16 protein-coding genes are annotated in these 16,186 nt (G+C 31.2%); 11 read left to right on the forward strand and 5 right to left on the reverse strand.

The genetic code is table 11. The features are described from left to right. Nucleotides 1–612, forward strand: a 612-nt coding sequence (locus ACX6CF_RS07275; protein ID WP_458784651.1) for a collagen-like triple helix repeat-containing protein, incomplete at its 5' end; no start/stop codon positions are given. A 64-nt stretch (nucleotides 613–676) separates the two neighbouring features. On the opposite strand, the gene ACX6CF_RS07280 is transcribed toward ACX6CF_RS07275, so the two are convergent. Then, nucleotides 677–1,201: an ImmA/IrrE family metallo-endopeptidase gene (locus ACX6CF_RS07280; protein WP_458784652.1), complete on the reverse strand. Its 525-nt coding sequence runs from the start codon at nucleotides 1,199–1,201 to the stop codon at nucleotides 677–679. Between the two features lie 25 nt (nucleotides 1,202–1,226). After that, on the reverse strand, nucleotides 1,227–1,556 hold the full coding sequence (locus tag ACX6CF_RS07285; protein WP_458784653.1) for a helix-turn-helix domain-containing protein: 330 nt from the start codon (nucleotides 1,554–1,556) through the stop codon (nucleotides 1,227–1,229). Nucleotides 1,557–1,997: 441 nt separating this feature from the next. Here ACX6CF_RS07285 and ACX6CF_RS07290 point away from each other — a divergent pair, with 441 nt between their 5' ends. The 9 genes from ACX6CF_RS07290 (at nucleotide 1,998) to ACX6CF_RS07330 (ending at nucleotide 13,316) form a co-directional block, all read left to right on the forward strand. Next, nucleotides 1,998–3,344 (forward strand): sugar ABC transporter substrate-binding protein, encoded by a 1,347-nt coding sequence (locus ACX6CF_RS07290; RefSeq protein WP_458784654.1) that lies wholly within the window; start codon nucleotides 1,998–2,000, stop codon nucleotides 3,342–3,344. A gap of 81 nt (nucleotides 3,345–3,425) precedes the next feature. Then, nucleotides 3,426–3,884 carry a hypothetical protein gene (locus ACX6CF_RS07295; protein ID WP_458784655.1) on the forward strand — a complete coding sequence of 153 codons (459 nt, stop codon included), beginning with the start codon at nucleotides 3,426–3,428 and terminating at the stop codon, nucleotides 3,882–3,884. A gap of 17 nt (nucleotides 3,885–3,901) precedes the next feature. Continuing rightward, entirely contained in the window at nucleotides 3,902–5,986 is a 2,085-nt protein-coding gene (locus ACX6CF_RS07300; protein ID WP_458784656.1) for a carbohydrate ABC transporter permease, read from the forward strand. After that, the gene (locus ACX6CF_RS07305) at nucleotides 5,986–6,879 is read left to right on the forward strand and encodes a sugar ABC transporter permease (protein ID WP_458784657.1); all 894 of its coding nucleotides are present in this window, start codon (nucleotides 5,986–5,988) and stop codon (nucleotides 6,877–6,879) included. The genes ACX6CF_RS07300 and ACX6CF_RS07305 overlap by 1 nt, the downstream gene beginning before the upstream one ends. A gap of 39 nt (nucleotides 6,880–6,918) precedes the next feature. Then, nucleotides 6,919–8,007: an ABC transporter ATP-binding protein gene (locus ACX6CF_RS07310; protein ID WP_458784686.1), complete on the forward strand. Its 1,089-nt coding sequence runs from the start codon at nucleotides 6,919–6,921 to the stop codon at nucleotides 8,005–8,007. Nucleotides 8,008–8,024: 17 nt separating this feature from the next. Further along, complete coding sequence (locus ACX6CF_RS07315; protein WP_458784658.1) at nucleotides 8,025–9,629, forward strand: alpha-amylase family glycosyl hydrolase; 1,605 nt, start codon at nucleotides 8,025–8,027, stop codon at nucleotides 9,627–9,629. A gap of 49 nt (nucleotides 9,630–9,678) precedes the next feature. Next, on the forward strand, nucleotides 9,679–11,535 hold the full coding sequence (locus ACX6CF_RS07320; RefSeq protein ID WP_458784659.1) for a glycoside hydrolase family 13 protein: 1,857 nt from the start codon (nucleotides 9,679–9,681) through the stop codon (nucleotides 11,533–11,535). Nucleotides 11,536–11,663: 128 nt separating this feature from the next. Beyond that, the gene (locus ACX6CF_RS07325) at nucleotides 11,664–12,575 is read left to right on the forward strand and encodes a LacI family DNA-binding transcriptional regulator (protein ID WP_458784660.1); all 912 of its coding nucleotides are present in this window, start codon (nucleotides 11,664–11,666) and stop codon (nucleotides 12,573–12,575) included. 318 nt (nucleotides 12,576–12,893) lie between these two features. Next, entirely contained in the window at nucleotides 12,894–13,316 is a 423-nt protein-coding gene (locus tag ACX6CF_RS07330) for a hypothetical protein (RefSeq protein WP_458784661.1), read from the forward strand. Here ACX6CF_RS07330 and ACX6CF_RS07335 read toward each other — a convergent pair. The 3 genes from ACX6CF_RS07335 to ACX6CF_RS07345 all read right to left on the reverse strand — a co-directional run bounded on the left by ACX6CF_RS07335 (nucleotide 13,303) and on the right by ACX6CF_RS07345 (nucleotide 15,585). Continuing rightward, nucleotides 13,303–14,046: an ABC transporter permease gene (locus ACX6CF_RS07335; RefSeq protein ID WP_458784662.1), complete on the reverse strand. Its 744-nt coding sequence runs from the start codon at nucleotides 14,044–14,046 to the stop codon at nucleotides 13,303–13,305. The two genes, ACX6CF_RS07330 and ACX6CF_RS07335, sit on opposite strands and share 14 nt — an antisense overlap. Beyond that, nucleotides 14,021–14,767 carry an ABC transporter ATP-binding protein gene (locus ACX6CF_RS07340; RefSeq protein ID WP_458784663.1) on the reverse strand — a complete coding sequence of 249 codons (747 nt, stop codon included), beginning with the start codon at nucleotides 14,765–14,767 and terminating at the stop codon, nucleotides 14,021–14,023. Before ACX6CF_RS07340 ends, ACX6CF_RS07335 begins: the two co-directional genes overlap by 26 nt. A 62-nt stretch (nucleotides 14,768–14,829) precedes the next feature. Then, on the reverse strand, nucleotides 14,830–15,585 hold the full coding sequence (locus ACX6CF_RS07345) for a MerR family transcriptional regulator (protein WP_458784664.1): 756 nt from the start codon (nucleotides 15,583–15,585) through the stop codon (nucleotides 14,830–14,832). A gap of 322 nt (nucleotides 15,586–15,907) precedes the next feature. Between ACX6CF_RS07345 and ACX6CF_RS07350 the strand changes: the two genes are divergently transcribed. Beyond that, nucleotides 15,908–16,066 (forward strand): helix-turn-helix domain-containing protein, encoded by a 159-nt coding sequence (locus ACX6CF_RS07350; RefSeq protein WP_458784665.1) that lies wholly within the window; start codon nucleotides 15,908–15,910, stop codon nucleotides 16,064–16,066. The last annotated feature ends 120 nt before the right edge of the window (nucleotides 16,067–16,186 follow it).

Raw genomic sequence — 16,186 nt, forward strand, 5'->3', positions numbered from 1 at the left:
ACCGGACCAATAGGACCAACCGGGGATACTGGAGCAACAGGAGAAACCGGACCAATAGGACCAACAGGAGATACCGGAGCGACAGGCGAAACTGGACCAATAGGACCAACCGGGGATACTGGAGCAACAGGAGAAACCGGACCTCCGGGAGATAGCGGATTATCATTTAACTGGGCTCATAATAGTAATGATGGATTAATTGATGATTTAGCTTGGTCGGGTAGTAGTACAGTTCAAGCTAATGAGCAAACTCATCATATTTATACAGCTGACAGTGCTGGAACTGTAGAAGTTCAAGCTATATTTGGTGTCAAAGATGGGTTATCGAATGGAATATTAAATATAGATGAAATAGTGCCTGCAAACTTTAATGGAGTCAATATTACTAATCCAATGAATATTACTTTTATAAGTGTACAAGGAAATGTAGGTTCTACTGTAGCACAATCAGGAGCTACTGGGCTTGTATTCAATGCAGGAACAAACTTTGAAGTAATCAAAGTTAACTTTAGAGTTTTAACTACAGTTGTAAATAGTATATGGCATTGGAGAGTAACTTCATCAGATGCAAGTGGATTCTTATACTTGTATAGTGTTAAGATTTTTCCATAAAAAATAGCTATAGACAGTTTAACTGATTAATATTGGTTAAACTGCTTTTTTGTGTATTCAAAGGTTATTTTGATACAATATTAGTATCATTCTTATAACATAAATTATAAAGATTCAAAAATTTTAACCTCGTTTCCATAGCACTATAAGAAACATCAAATTTATTGGCGAGATATAATATATTTCTATTCAGATTCTTTCTAATAGAGATATAAGGCATTAGAAGCTCACCAGCTACTATATCTGCTTCCAAATCCAATATACGATAATCATTATCTGTTAATGCGCTGATATCGTATGAGGTATAATGATTCATAATTATATGTCCTATCTCATGAGCGATAGTAAATTTACATCTCTGTTTTTTAATACCTTGAGCGTTATCAATAACTATGCAATAACTTTTGGTTTTAGGATTATAAAAGGTATAACCTTCTTCTCCACATAAATCATCTATTTCGAATTTCCATTTCATAAGGTATACAATTTTTATAGGATCAATAGGATAAGATTTTATATTAAGGTTTTTCAAAAATGTTCGTCCTATTTGTTTGGCATATTCATATCTAGGTTTCTTAGGTACATTCACTACAACGCTTCCTCCTTATGAATGATTACTCGTCCTCCAAAAAAGCTTTCATTAACTTAACCATTTTTGCTCTAGCTTCTGGTGTTAATTCTTTTGTAGCACGTCTTAATACTTTTATTCCCTCGGGAAATTCTTCCTCTAGATAATCCACAGGAGACTCTTTTCCTCCTACAAGATTATCAATAGTAACACCAAAAAAATCAGCTATTTGCTTTAATGTCTCAGGATTAGGTCTTCTGTCGTCTCTTTCATATCCTGAAATTGTGGTTACTGCAATATTTAATGCATTGGCTAAATCACGTTGATATAAGCCTCTTTCATTTCTCAGATACTTAATTTTCTCTCCTAATGTCATAATTTCCCTCCTGACATAATATTGAATAAACATTCACGTAATGAAATTCTTAGTAATTTATCCTTTAATAGTATTATAATACACGTTATGAGTGATGTCAATTTACAAAGAAATTATTATCATATTTATTTTAAAATATTTTACGACAAAGTATTGACAAAATATTAAAAATGAGTAATATTAATAATAAAGTGCAAACGGTTGCCTTAGATAATTATATAATGCAACTGTTACTTTATATACATTTACTTAAACGGTTAAGTGTTTGATTTTTATAATAAAATGATTTATCTGCTGAATTATCGTTTTATTCATCTAGCATGAATTATTATTTGGTGATTAATCAATAAATGAAGGCGGTGATTTATGAACTAAATATGTGGTTATTCTTCTTAGAGTTATGTGTTTTAGAAGAGATAGAAAAAATAGGAGGAAAATATTATGAGAAAAATGGCTAAATGTTTATCATTACTATTAACTTTTGTTGTTGTTATGGGATTATTTACTGGATGTGGTAACAAAGATAAGAAAGAAGAAAACACTGTAAGTAATAATACTGTTGAAGGTAATGATGAAGGAATAAAAGCATCTATAACTGTACAAGTTGAAAAAGATTGGGCGTTCTATTATCGGGAAGCCGCTGATAGAGTGCTTTCCAAGAATCCAGAGGCAACTATTGATTTTAATGTGACAAGTGCTTTTGATCATCTAGATGTATTAGATTCAACTGATGTCACTAATAAAGATGTTGCAGATGTATTTGCATTGCCAGCAGATAGAGTCTATGGATTAGCTCAAAATGAAGTCTTAGCAGAGTTAGATGCTAAAACAATGGCAGCTAATGTAGGTGGTTTTGATGATTTTGACAATGGTCTTGGTGGTAATTTTAACGTTGATGGTCATTATCTAGCATTTCCTTTGAATATAGAGACATTAATTAATTTTGGTAATAAAGCAAATGCAGAAGCTAAAGGAATAGATTTATCTAAACCTATAGAATTCAGTGAACTTGAATATAGAGATATGCTAGTTAAAGTATTTGATGCTTGGTTTGGAGTATCTTTCACTAATTCAGTTGGAATTGAGTTGTTAGGTAAAGATGATTCAGGTAACTTATACTCAGATATGACAAAAGAATATGCTGAATTAACCGAGGATCAACAAAATCTATTTAAAGTTTTATTCAACTATTGGAGTAAACATAATGAAGCAGGCACAGATTTGTGGGATAAAGAGGCTGTAGGCGGATATATGGATTCTGAATTTACTACTGGTGGTAACAATTCAATTCGTTTAGAAGGTCCATGGGCAACAGCAGGATTATCAGAAAAAGCTAGTAATGGTGAAGAACTTAGGATTTTACCAATCAATCAAGTTACTGTTAATGGTAAACCATTAACACATTGGAAAAGTGGTTGGGGACTTGGTATCAACGCAAGAATTGAAGAAGATAAAGATAAGATGGCACTTGCTCAAGCAATGATAGAAGAAATTGTTAATACAGATTACGCAATTGAATTATTCAAAGCTACAGGTAAAATCTTAGAAAATGTAGATGAATCAGTATATGAAGAATCAGACCTTTCAGAAATGGATAAAAAATCTATAAAAGCGGTTATAGAATCTTATAAGACTGCACCAGCAAGACCATTATTCACAGAATGGGGTTCAGTATGGTCCACATGGGAAAATGCACTATTATCATGGGCAGCTGTAAAACCAGAAACTGTTGAAGAGGCTTATGCTGAAGTAAAGGCTGCATTTGACGCTATGATGTCAAACTTTTAGTATCTAGAATACATAATAAAAGAGAGGTTAGTTATTATTATTAGTCTCTCTTTTATTACCTTTTCTTGAGGTGGTGAGACTTTGAAAGGTTATACTAAATTACCTAAAAAACAATTATATCTCATAATACTATCATTAGGAGTGATAATTTTTTTATTATCACTAGAAGTTATGATGAAAGTTAAAGATATAAATGTGTTTAACAACTGGCTAAAAGATAATAAACAATATACAGTTACAAACCTAGAGAATACAGAATTATTCAATACGTATATATCAATCAATCTTTCAATATATTTCCAAAGAATTATTGTTCCTATAGGATTAGGAATCCATACGTATCTATCATATGTCAAGTTAAGAATCAATAAATTATTTGTATTCATATGGACTGTGTTAATGATTGGGTCCATTTTATATACAGTAGTAGGATTAGATAATCTTGCTGTATTTTCATATATGTATATTGGGTTATATATTATAGTGATATTCACCGTTCTATCATTATTGACGGTTATCGAAAAATGTGAAAATCCCTGAAAGGTGTGGTATCAAACTTGAAAAGAGTAAACGAATTTTTGTACGATGATATTGGGAATGTTTATGAAAGAAAAAATCTATATCTAAAAGAAATTGCTACACTATATAATGAATATGAAGAAACAAAAGACAAAAGATTATTGAAGAAAATAAGTAAATCGAAGCAAAACAAAAAACAGCATCCATATATAATAGAATTGGATAAGTATATTAAAAATGAAAAAATATTTGATAGTGAACTAAAAGGGAAAAAAAGAAAGTACATAGATAATCTACCAAAAAATCTTTCATACAGAATGAAAAAGCTCAAGATAGATTTATTTTTAAGTGAGCAAAAGAAAGTTTTTTATAAAGATTATGTTGATATCAGTTATGAAGCAAAATATAAATACGAAAAATCTCTTATTGAAATAGATCAACTACCATCAATTATAGAGCATCTAGATGCTAATGAAGATGAGTTGAAAAAAGCTAAAATTAATAAAAAGAATATTGATATTGATGAACAAACAAAACAAAAGGCTGAGCTAAAAGTCTATATTACTGAGCAAAAGAAAATACTAAAAGATAATATAGAAAAGTTAAAAATAAAAAGAAAAAAAAGACAGATTTCAAAAAAAGCGTTAAATGAAGGAATTAAAGAACTGAACATACAATACAAAGAAAATACCAAGTTGAAATCTTATGAAATTCCTCTTAAGAATGCCAATGAATTAATTAAGAATAAGAAATTTGAGATTAATAATAATTCTAAAAGAAAAAGAATGGTGTTAAATGCTAATATATCAGATTTGAGGCGAAAGATGCCCTCGGAAGTAGAAAATAATATTCCATATAGAGGCTTTTTAACTTTTTTACTCCCAGGTGTTGGACAGTTACTTAATAAGCAGTATATAAAAGGAATGTTATTTTTTATTATAAGCCTTTTTATATATGTGATTGCAATACCTTATGCCCTAGGTTTTGGTAACTATCAAGGTAATGGAATAGCAGGACTTGTTTCCCTTGCACATGGAGGGCGAAAGATTGATAAGTCTCTAATATTTATGATCGAGGGTATAATTGCGATATTTATGATAGTGATTGCGATTATATTGATGTATGTATCTTTTAAAGATGTACATCGTGTGGAAAAAGATAAAATTAAAGGAATTCGTCCTAAAAACTGGTTTGAAACCAGAACAAGCATATCGGAAGAAGGATTTCCATACATAGCATCACTTCCTGCTCTATTAGTTACTATATTTATTGTTTTAGTACCTATAACAACTGCTATATTACTTTCATTTACAGGGATGGATCCAAAACATCAATCAAAATTTGCTTGGATTGGTCTTAGTAATTATAAGATGATAGCTCTAGGAGAAGGAATTGCCGGTTCTGCATTCTGGCTAATATTAGGCTGGACCTTAGTATGGACAGCAGTTGCAACTACGTTAGCGATTTTGATAGGATTTTTCTTAGCTATCTTAGTCAATAACGAAAGAATCAAGGGTAAGGTAATCTTCAGGTCAATTTATCTATTACCTTGGGCAGTGCCTGCATTTATTACCATAATGTTTTTTAGCATCATGTTTTCGCCGAATGGAGCTATAACCGATATAATATCTTCAATTTTTGGAAGACAGATTGTAGTTAAAAACGATCCTAATCTATCACGTATTGCACTTATTTTGATGCAAGCTTGGTTAGGTAGTTCATATATATTTTTATTGTCTACGGGAGTATTACAAGCAATACCAGGAGATTTGTATGAAGCCGCTAGGATAGATGGTGCCACAGCTTGGCAGAAATTAAAGCGTATAACATTACCAATAGTCCTTTTCCAAACAGCACCGTTACTAGTAGGACAGTATACTTTTAATTTCAATAACTTTTCTATAATTTATTTATTTAACAGTGGTGGACCGTTTAATCCAAGTAAATATGGTAATCTAGCTGGAACAACAGATTTACTTATTTCTTATATATTTAAGTTAACAACAGAAAATCAATATCAATCTATTGGAGCAGCGATAACAGTTGTCATATCTTTAGGGTTAATGCTATTTGCATTTATTGGTTTCAAGAACTCTAAAGCTTTTAAAGAGGAGAAATTGTAATGGGAATGTTCAAGAAAAAAAGTGATTTATATCTATCGGATAAACAACCTTTAACTTTAATGGGTAAAATTGGAATATTTTTCTCTTACATAGTATTACTCTTTTGGTCATTAGCTATTTTATGGCCTTTGTACCAAATGGTAGTATCAGCATTTAATGGTGCTCAAGGACAGTATCTAATGTTGAACAGAGAGTTTGATTTTTCTATCAAACACTTTAAATATTTATTTGAAGAAACCTTGTATCTAAGATGGGTAGTCAATACTATTTTTATAGCTATCACAAGTGCAATCCTAACATTGATTATAGTTTCCTTTACTGGATTCGCATATTCAAGGTATAGATTCAAAGGGAGAAAAGCTTCTTTGATGACTATTATGTTAATTCAAACCATTCCTGCTTTTGCAGGGATTACAGCATATTTTACTATGCATTCTATTATTTCCTCAGTCATTCCATCATTTTCAAGACAAATGATGTTGATACTCATATATTCTGGTGGGGGAATTGCAGGAAATACATTTATACTAAAAGGTTATCTTGATTCAATATCTTCAGAGTTAGATGATGCAGCTAAGATTGATGGGTGTTCCAATATGAAAGTATATAGATTGATTATAATGCCTATCGCAAGACCTATGTTAGCAATTATAGCTTTGTGGTCATTCATCGGTCCTTTTATGGATTATCTATTACCAAAAGTATTGTTGACAAGTCCAGAATCCTATACACTGGCTGCTGGTTTATTTACTCTTATTAATGATTTTAGAACACTTAATCAACCAGCTTTTGCGGCTGGAGGGTTGTTGACTGCAGTACCTATTGTTATTATGTTTACGCTTCTACAAAAGCAATTAGTATCAGGTTTATCAAAAGGTTCGGTAAAAGGTTGATTATATATTGTATTGATATTATACATATAAACAGGAGGCATTATGAAAGTAGAATTAAAAAACATTGGTAAAAAGTATGAAGGTAGAGAAGAATTTACATTAAGAAATATTAATCTAAGCATTGAAGATAAAGAATTCTGTGTAATCCTAGGACCATCTGGTTGCGGTAAAACCACACTACTTAGAATGGTTGCAGGATTGAATTCTATTACTGAAGGAGACCTTTTATTTGATGGTATGAGAGTTAATAAAGTAGCACCAAAGGATAGGGATATTGCAATGGTATTTCAATCATACGCATTATATCCACATATGACTGTCTATGAAAACATGGCTTTCTCATTATCTATGAGAAAAGAGAGAAAAAAAGTTATACATGATAGAGTTATGGAAGCTGCTGAAGTACTTCAAATAAAAGATTATCTATATTCTAAGCCATCAGATATATCAGGAGGGCAAAGACAACGTGTTGCATTAGGACGTGCAATGGTTAGAAAACCAAGCGTATTTTTAATGGATGAACCATTATCTAATCTAGATGCAAAATTAAGGGAGCATATGAGAGTTGAACTTGTTCGTTTACATAAAACTCTAGGAACGACTTCCATATATGTGACTCACGATCAAACTGAAGCAATGACAATGGCTTCGAAGATTGTACTTATGGATGGGGGAAAAATACAACAGGCTGGGAAACCAGAAGAGTTTTATAATAAACCTCATAACATATTTGTTGCAAAATTCATTGGTTCACCAACTATGAACCTTATAAAAGGTAAAATGTCATATGGTATGTTCATTTCTGATGATGATGTAATAAAAATAAAACCAGATAAAAATGATCTTGAACTTTTAAAACCCTATGAAAACAAATCCGTCACTGTTGGACTTAGACCGGAGAGATTCACTAGTGGTGATGGTAAAACAGATATTTTTGAATGCACTATTGATGTAATTGAAATGCTGGGAAAAGAAAAAATACTTTATACTAAAACCAAGAACAATAAAGATATTATTATATCTACACCAGGTCATCATGTGTACAATGAAGGGGAACGTCATACATTTGGTTTTGATTTATCGGCTATACATTTTTTTAATACAGAGACGGAGATTAGAATCAATTAAAGAAAAGGGGATTATTTATGAATAAAAAATTTGGGGTTATTTTTATTCTATTGTTGACTATATCATTGGTTGTTAGTGGATGTACTACATCAAAAGAGAAAATATCTACTATGGAAAATAGCCCAAATGGTGTTTGGTATGAAATATTCGTAAGAGCTTTTGCTGATAGTGATGGTGACGGTGTTGGGGATATAAATGGAGTTATAGAAAAACTTGATTATTTAAATGATAATGATTCTTCAACAAATGATGATCTAGGTATTAATGGTATATGGTTGATGCCTATAAATCCATCCCCATCTTACCATGGCTATGATATCACAGATTATTATGATATTAATCCAGATTACGGTACATTAGATGATTTTGAACATTTACTTGAGGAAGCACATAAGAGGAATATAAAAGTCATTATGGATTTAGTTCTTAATCATTCATCTTCAAAACATCCTTGGTTTGTTGAAGCAGTGGGCGATGAAAATAGTGCTTACAGGGATTATTATGATATCGTTCCTGAAGACTCGGAAGAATATGATTTTGACAAACAAGTATGGGGACACAATGCATGGAATAAAATTGGCAGTAATTATTACTATGCAATTTTTTGGGACGGTATGCCAGACTTTAATTATAGTTCTGAAACCTTAAGGGATGAAATGGTAGAAGTAGCTACCTATTGGTTAGAGAAAGGTGTGGATGGCTTTAGAGTCGATGCAGTTCCACATATATTCGGTGTTGGAGAATTACCCAAAAATGATGATTATGATAGTAAAACCAGGGAGTGGTGGCAGGAATTCGATACTGCTCTTAGGAAAGTTAAAGCAGATTACTATTTAGTAGGGGAAGTATGGGAATCTATTGAGAAAAGATCAACTTATGCAAGTAACTTTAATACTACATTCAATTTTGATCTCAGTGGTGAAGGTATATTGGGAATGGTAAAATTCGAGAGAGATTTTGGACGTAATAATAATGGATTAATCACTCAATTGGATATGGTTTATTCAAAAATGAATGAATACAATGACCATTTTATTGATGCACCATTTCTAAGTAATCATGATACCCAAAGAGCGATGGATTATCTAAATGGAGACTTGACAAATATGAAACTAGCAGCTTCTCTATATATGACTTTACCTGGTAATCCTTTTATTTATTATGGTGAAGAGATTGGTATGAAAGGAAATAAACCGGATGAGAATATAAGAGAACCTTTTATATGGGGGGAGAATGATTCTTATCAATCTTCATGGGAATCATTAAATTCAAATAAAGATACATCCAGTGTAAGTAGTCAAGAAAAAGATAAAGACTCTTTACTAAACTATTATCGTAAAATAATTAGAATACGTCAAAGTCATCCAGCTCTCATGGCAGGAGAATTAATAGGAATCGAAACAAGTAGTTCAAAAGTGGTTGCTTATGAACGAAAATACCTAGATGAAAGATTAGTGGTTGTACATAATTTATATTCAAAAGAAATAGAAATTGATAGAAAAGAATTAGAGAAAGAATATAAATTAGGGGATGTATTATTTTGCAACCAAAAGGAACCATTAATAGAAGATAATACCATTGAATTACCAGGAAAATGTAGTATAATCTTTAAAGTTAAATAATTAAAAAACATAAATAGAATCGATTAAAACAGCAGGAGGAAAAAACATAATGAATGTAGCAGCAATCTATCATGAAGCAAAAAGTAAATATGCATATGCATATAATAAGGAAACAATACATATAAAAATACGAACAGGAAAAGATGAAGTGGATGAAATAAAATTAATCTATGGAGACCCATTTCACTATGTTCCAAAAAATAATGATGAATTTGGAGAATGGAAAGCAGATTCATTAGGGATACCCATGTTAAAAGAATATTCAACAGGTATGCATGACTATTGGTTCTGTGAAATTAAGCCGAAATGGAAGCGTGCCAAGTATGCTTTTGTAATTAAGAATGAGGAAACAAAAATAGTTTTTGGTAGTAGAGAAATACTTGATTTAAATGAAGTAGACAACGAAAGAATATATAATTTGGAAAATTTCTTCAATTTCCCTTATGTGAATCATGAAGACATTTATGATGCTCCTGAGTGGGTGGCGGATACTACATGGTATCAGATTTTTACTGAAAGATTTTCTAATGGAGATGAATCCATAAATGACGAAAATGTATTAGAATGGGGAAGTACTGAAGACGTTTCCAACAATATGTTTTTTGGAGGGGATTTAAGAGGTGTTATTAACAAGTTGGATTATATAAGAGATATGGGATTCACAGGAATATATTTCACACCTATATTTCAATCTCCTTCCAGTCATAAATATGATATAGAAGATTATTATAAAATTGATCCTCACTTTGGAACCAATGAAACATTTAAAGAATTAGTGGAGGAAGCTCATAAAAGAGGGATTAGAATAATGCTTGACGCAGTATTCAATCACTGTGGATGGAGACATCCTTTTTGGCAAGATGTCGTTAAAAATGGAAGAGACTCCAAATACTATGATTGCTTTTTTATAGATGGAGATGCTGCTGTTAATTTTCCACTAGATGATAATAATGATCCAGATATGGAAAAATTGACATACGATAACATGGTTAACTTCAATTATGCCACTTTTGCTTTTACTCCTAGGATGCCAAAATGGAATACAGATAATGAATTAGCAAAAAATCATCTAATGGGAGCGGCGAAATATTGGATAGAAGAGTATGATATAGACGGATGGCGATTAGATGTATCTAATGAAGTATCACATGAATTTTGGAGAGAGTTTAGAAAAGAAGTAAAAGGGGCAAAAAAAGACGTTGTAATCATAGGAGAAAATTGGGATGAGGCATTTCCATGGCTTCATTCAGGACAATTTGATTCAACTATGAATTATGATTTACTAATGCCTATGTGGTCATTTTTTGGGAAGAATAATAATGTACATATAAAACCATCTGATTTTATAGAATCAGTTAATAGGGTACTTACTACATATCCAAAGAATATATTGAAAAATATGTTTAATCTAGTAGATAGCCACGATACAAAAAGGATATTGACAGTTTGCAATGAAAATGCTGATAAAACAAATCTAGCATATTTGTTCCAGTTTACATTTCCAGGTACTCCAAGTATCTATTATGGAAGTGAAGTAGGAATAAATGGGGAAAGTGATCCTAATAATAGAAAATGTATGAATTGGGATAATAATAAACACGATGATAATATTAAGAATCATCTTAAAACATTAATTGAACTAAGAAATACTTACAAAGCGTTTAATAGTACAGAACTTAGATGGGTTGATTATGATAATGAAAAAGAATATCTAATCTATAAGAAGGTTAGTGGCGAACAGGAAATATATATCATCATGAATAATAGTGATAAAAACATTGATATTAATCTACCAGAAGAAATAGCTGATAAAAAGGTAGAAGATATCTATAAGCAACAAGAAATGAATCTCTCTACTGAAGTATCACTTGAAGAAAATTCATTCTTGATATTAAAAGTATTATAAAAGTTATTTGAGTTTTGATTAGTATATAGTATAATAAAAAAAAATAAGGCAATCAACTTACTATAAAAAAATATGTTGAAGAAAAGATTAACTTGTTAGTGATTGATTCAACAGATACAGGTGATATAATGAAAAAAGTTACCCTGAAGGATATTGCGGAACATGCTGGTGTTTCAGTAGCAGCGGTTTCTTATGTTTTAAACAATAGAACGGATCAGAAGATTAGTATTAAGACACGAGAAAAAGTCCTAGAAGTGGCTTATGAATTAAATTATGTTCCTAACATAGCAGCTAGAACGCTTGCTAATAGGAAATCTTCCCTTATAGGTATCGTTATTGTAATTAGCGATAATGAAGACCCTTGGGAAAAATTCTTATACACGGATTTTGTGAGAGAATTAGAAAAAGTAATGAGTAAGAATAACTATGATGTTATTGTAAGCACCATTAGTGTTTCCAAACCTCAGATAGACATTATATCAAAAAGAGAATTAGAGGGAGTATTTTTAATTAATGTAAAAGGAGATATGTTCTATAAGCTGTCAACCAAGATATCAGCACCTCTTGTAGTAGTTGACAGTTTAATTCAGGATAATTATTTTTATAAAATTACATGGAATTTTTCAAAAGCAATAGCTTCTATAAAAAAGAATTATGATAGAGAAGATATTTTCCTTGTTACCAGTAAGTTTAATAACAAGGAATTCATGGAATATGTGCGTAATGATTTTAATCAGGAACTTGTTTATGAAGTAGATTCTACAACAGGATTAAGCAATTTTCTTGAGAAAAATAAAGATAGAAAAGGCATTATTATAAATGAATTCATTGGAGATATTGCATCTAGATTCATTGATAATAAAAACATTTGTGTTATAACAATATGTGGCAGTGAATATTTGTTGGCTAAAGACATAAGAACAGTCATTTTTAGTAATAAAAAGAAAGCGGTATTAGCAGCCAATCAATTATTCAAGCTAATAAAAGAACAATATGATGATAATACGTATATTTATGTTAACCATAATAAACCAAAATAATTATGGTTAACATAAGTAATTCTATATTTTCTGTGAAATTATGGGTATTATTAATATAACCTCCATTACGCAATTTGAGTAAACTTGCAACAAATTTATCATATTATGTATTGACAGTACTCATAATGAGTAGTATAATATTAGTACGGTAATAAATAATAACTTGTTTTTATTGCCTACTTCTATGAAAAAATTATAAATATATTTTTTTTCACTTAAGTACACGTTTTGAGTATTGATGGTATTCTTTTAGAATATTATAAACGCCGTTAGTATTTAAGAGTGGAGAAATAAACATGTGAAATTGGAGGTTACTGAATGAATATTTTATATGGTTCTTATGAGGATTTAAAAAAAAGGATATCAGTTATTGAGATTAGGCTGGATTCTTATAAAAAGGAAAAAGAATTGCTGGTTAATATATTAGATAGTGGAGAACAAAGCGTGATAAAGGTTAAAGATGAGAGAATATCTTACATGACTTATCTAAAAGAGATAAAAATAATTGATTCACATATATTGCTACATGAGGAAGAGCTTATGCGTTTGAGAAAGGAAAAAGAAAAGGTAGATACTATAATGAGCGAGTTAGAAGGTACCAATGAGAGAGTTTTTTATTATAGAATTGTCAAAGGCATGACACAAGAGCAGACTGCTGAAAAATTATATATGTCAGCTAGACAGGTACAGAGAATTGAGAAAAAGTTGGAAAATGGGAGTATGGTTACTACTCCCATTTGAAAAATTTAATTGAAATACTGATACAAACTACAGCTAGAAAAACCATGATGATTATTGGAAAGATAGTATTATCTATAGTTAACCCCAGAGAGGCTGATTTTAGAATTTTTATTCCCTGTGTCAGAGGTAAAATATCTGATACTTTCTGAAGAGCCTCAGGCATGACTTCATATGGTAAGGTAGCACCTGAAAAAATAAGCATGGGAAAATACAAAATGCTTGAAATCATACTGGCACTTTTAACATTAGGTGCAATTCCTCCTACCATCATTCCAATACTGAACATAGATAACATGACCAAGATGTAACCAATTAAAAACTGCAACCATGAACCATTAAACTTGAAATCAAAGAAAAGTGTTGCAGCCAAATAAATCAATAATAGTGATGTAACTGAATATAAGGTGTAAATAACTACCTGTACTAACAATATCATTGTAGGACTTATTGGAGTTACTTGAAAGCGTTTTAGAATTTTTTTGCTCCTGTAATCTGATACTACAAGAGGTAATCCCATAACACCACCAGCACAAATGGAAATTGTAGTAAGTGCACCGAAAGATTGTTCTAGGAAAGTAAATTCAGCACCGTCAAAAGCTGGATTGTTTCCGTAAATGATACCAAGAATTATTAATACAACAAGTGGCATACAGATAGCAAAAATAAACATATCCATTCCCCTCAGAGATAACTTTAATTCTGTTTTAAGCATTGTTTGAAATGTTTTCATATTCTTTATCCTCCTCATCTGTATACCAAAGGTAAGCATCTTCAAATTGTTCACAAGGACTTTGGGCGATTGCTTCACTAACAGTTCCATAGAATACTATTTGTCCCTTTTTTAAGATACAAATACTATCACACAAGGTTTCAACCTCGTCCATAAAATGAGAGGTCAACAAGATAGTCAGTCCCTTTGTTTTCAAACTGGAAAGTATTTTCCAAACATCACGCCTGGCTCTAGCGTCTAACCCAGTGGTCAATTCATCTAGAAAAACTATCTCTGGTTCTGGTATAAGAGCAAGAATGATAAAAAGTCTTTGCCGCTCACCACCTGATAAAGTACTAACTGGGCGTTTTATCTTATCAAAGATTCCAAATTCTTTTAATAAGTTATGGTAGTTCGTAGTCTCTTTATAAAGTGATTGTGTGACCTGGCACAACTCACCCACTGTAATTCTATCCTGATAGTTTGCTTCCTGAAATTGTACGCCCACCTTTTCAAACAGTTTTTTTCGATTTGTTTGTGGATCTACCCCTAGAATGGAAACTGTTCCACTATCAAATTTCTTTGTACCCAAAATACACTCAATGGTTGTGGTTTTTCCTGCACCATTGGCACCAAGCAAGCCGAATACTTTCCCTTTGTTAACTGATATGCTTACCTTTTTTACCACAGGTAATCCATCATAGGCTTTAGAGAGCTGATCCACTTTGATTGCTTCTTTCATGTGTTTATCCTCCTTTTGTTGAATTTAACAAAAAAAGAATAACACCAATTTAAAGGTTGGTGTTATAGTGGAGAGTTTGCAAATTTTATTTTTATATCATTTAGCTGTTGAATAATGATTTTAGCGTTGTTTTCAGCTTCATGTAAAGAAATAATAAGCTTATCACATACAGATATAATATCATCTGTTGCTTTTGGGGTAGTAAGTACCTCTTTGATATTAACTTGTGGATTGTAGGATAATGCATTTAACATACGTAGAATGGCTTCAAGTGAATAGTTGGCACAGCGGAGGGAGCGAATGATTTTCAACCTTTTAATATCTTCATTTGTATAGATACGATAACCATTTTCTGTTCGTTTTACGGATAATAATCCATTCATTTCCCAATTTCTTAGAGAACCCATTGAGATACCAAGATATTTTGAGACTTCCTTCCTTTTCATTTTCAAGATTTTTGTATCCTGTTCTCTAGATAATAGTTGTTTCACAATGTTGACAGCTTCCTCAGCATTTTGTTGTTCTTGGTGTATTTGACATAAATATTCATGTGTGAGGGTAAGGGCATAAGCAAAATTACCTGAAGCTGCAACCTTTACCATTTTTACTATCTTTTTTCTCAAACCGTTCTGTAATACTTCTATTTGGAATGCAGTTCGAGCAAGCCGAAAAATAGCTATATGCAAATCAGTGAAAATTCGATAACCATTTGATTGGCGTTCTGGTTTTGGGATAAGCCCTAATTCTTCATATAATCTAACTGTATTAGAATGTATTTCTATGATATCTGCTATTTGGGATGTTCTGTAAGTGTTCATTAAAAATCACCTCAATATATTTATTATTGTACCATATATAGAAACTATGATGTTATAGTGGAGGGTTTAATTCTATTTATGACGTGTTAATGTCGTTCCAGTCAATGTTATCATCTATTTAAAGTCATTATCTTTCAAAAGAATTGAACCAAAAGGGGGGAGAAAAATTAACATAATATACAATTCATACCAAGATCTACAACAAAGGATTACAGTCCTAGAAACCCTATTAGAATCCTACCAAAACGAATCTAATACAATAGAAAAATACATAACATTACAACAAAAAAGATTACAACAATTAAAACAAGAAAAAGAAAAAGTGGATCAAGAATTTTCTAAGACACAAGGAAAAAATAATAAAGTTTTTTACTATAGAGTCATAGAAGGCTTAACCCAAGAGAAAACAGCAGAGAAATTAGGTATGTCATCAAGACAAATTCAAAGAATTGAAAATAAATATAAAAAAGTTATAAAATGACGTGTTAATGTCGTGTTAGGTAATGCTATTATATAAACAAGCCAGTCAGCTAAGACAAAAGCTACTGTCTAAACGATCGTTTCTAGTAATGCATTACGAAAATAATATATAACAGGATTA

This window comes from Vallitalea sediminicola (genome assembly GCF_054408565.1).

Bases quoted from the DNA above. Each gene is read 5' to 3' on its own strand.
- ACX6CF_RS07285 (WP_458784653.1), bottom strand. From the start codon at position 1,556: ATGACATTAGGAGAGAAAATTAAGTATCTGAGAAATGAAAGAGGCTTA.
- ACX6CF_RS07320 (WP_458784659.1), top strand. From the start codon at position 9,679: ATGAATGTAGCAGCAATCTATCATGAAGCAAAAAGTAAATATGCATAT.
- ACX6CF_RS07335 (WP_458784662.1), bottom strand. From the start codon at position 14,046: ATGAAAACATTTCAAACAATGCTTAAAACAGAATTAAAGTTATCTCTG.
- ACX6CF_RS07345 (WP_458784664.1), bottom strand. From the start codon at position 15,585: ATGAACACTTACAGAACATCCCAAATAGCAGATATCATAGAAATACAT.
- ACX6CF_RS07290 (WP_458784654.1), top strand. From the start codon at position 1,998: ATGAGAAAAATGGCTAAATGTTTATCATTACTATTAACTTTTGTTGTT.
- ACX6CF_RS07305 (WP_458784657.1), top strand. From the start codon at position 5,986: ATGGGAATGTTCAAGAAAAAAAGTGATTTATATCTATCGGATAAACAA.
- ACX6CF_RS07330 (WP_458784661.1), top strand. From the start codon at position 12,894: ATGAATATTTTATATGGTTCTTATGAGGATTTAAAAAAAAGGATATCA.
- ACX6CF_RS07340 (WP_458784663.1), bottom strand. From the start codon at position 14,767: ATGAAAGAAGCAATCAAAGTGGATCAGCTCTCTAAAGCCTATGATGGA.
- ACX6CF_RS07315 (WP_458784658.1), top strand. From the start codon at position 8,025: ATGAATAAAAAATTTGGGGTTATTTTTATTCTATTGTTGACTATATCA.
- ACX6CF_RS07325 (WP_458784660.1), top strand. From the start codon at position 11,664: ATGAAAAAAGTTACCCTGAAGGATATTGCGGAACATGCTGGTGTTTCA.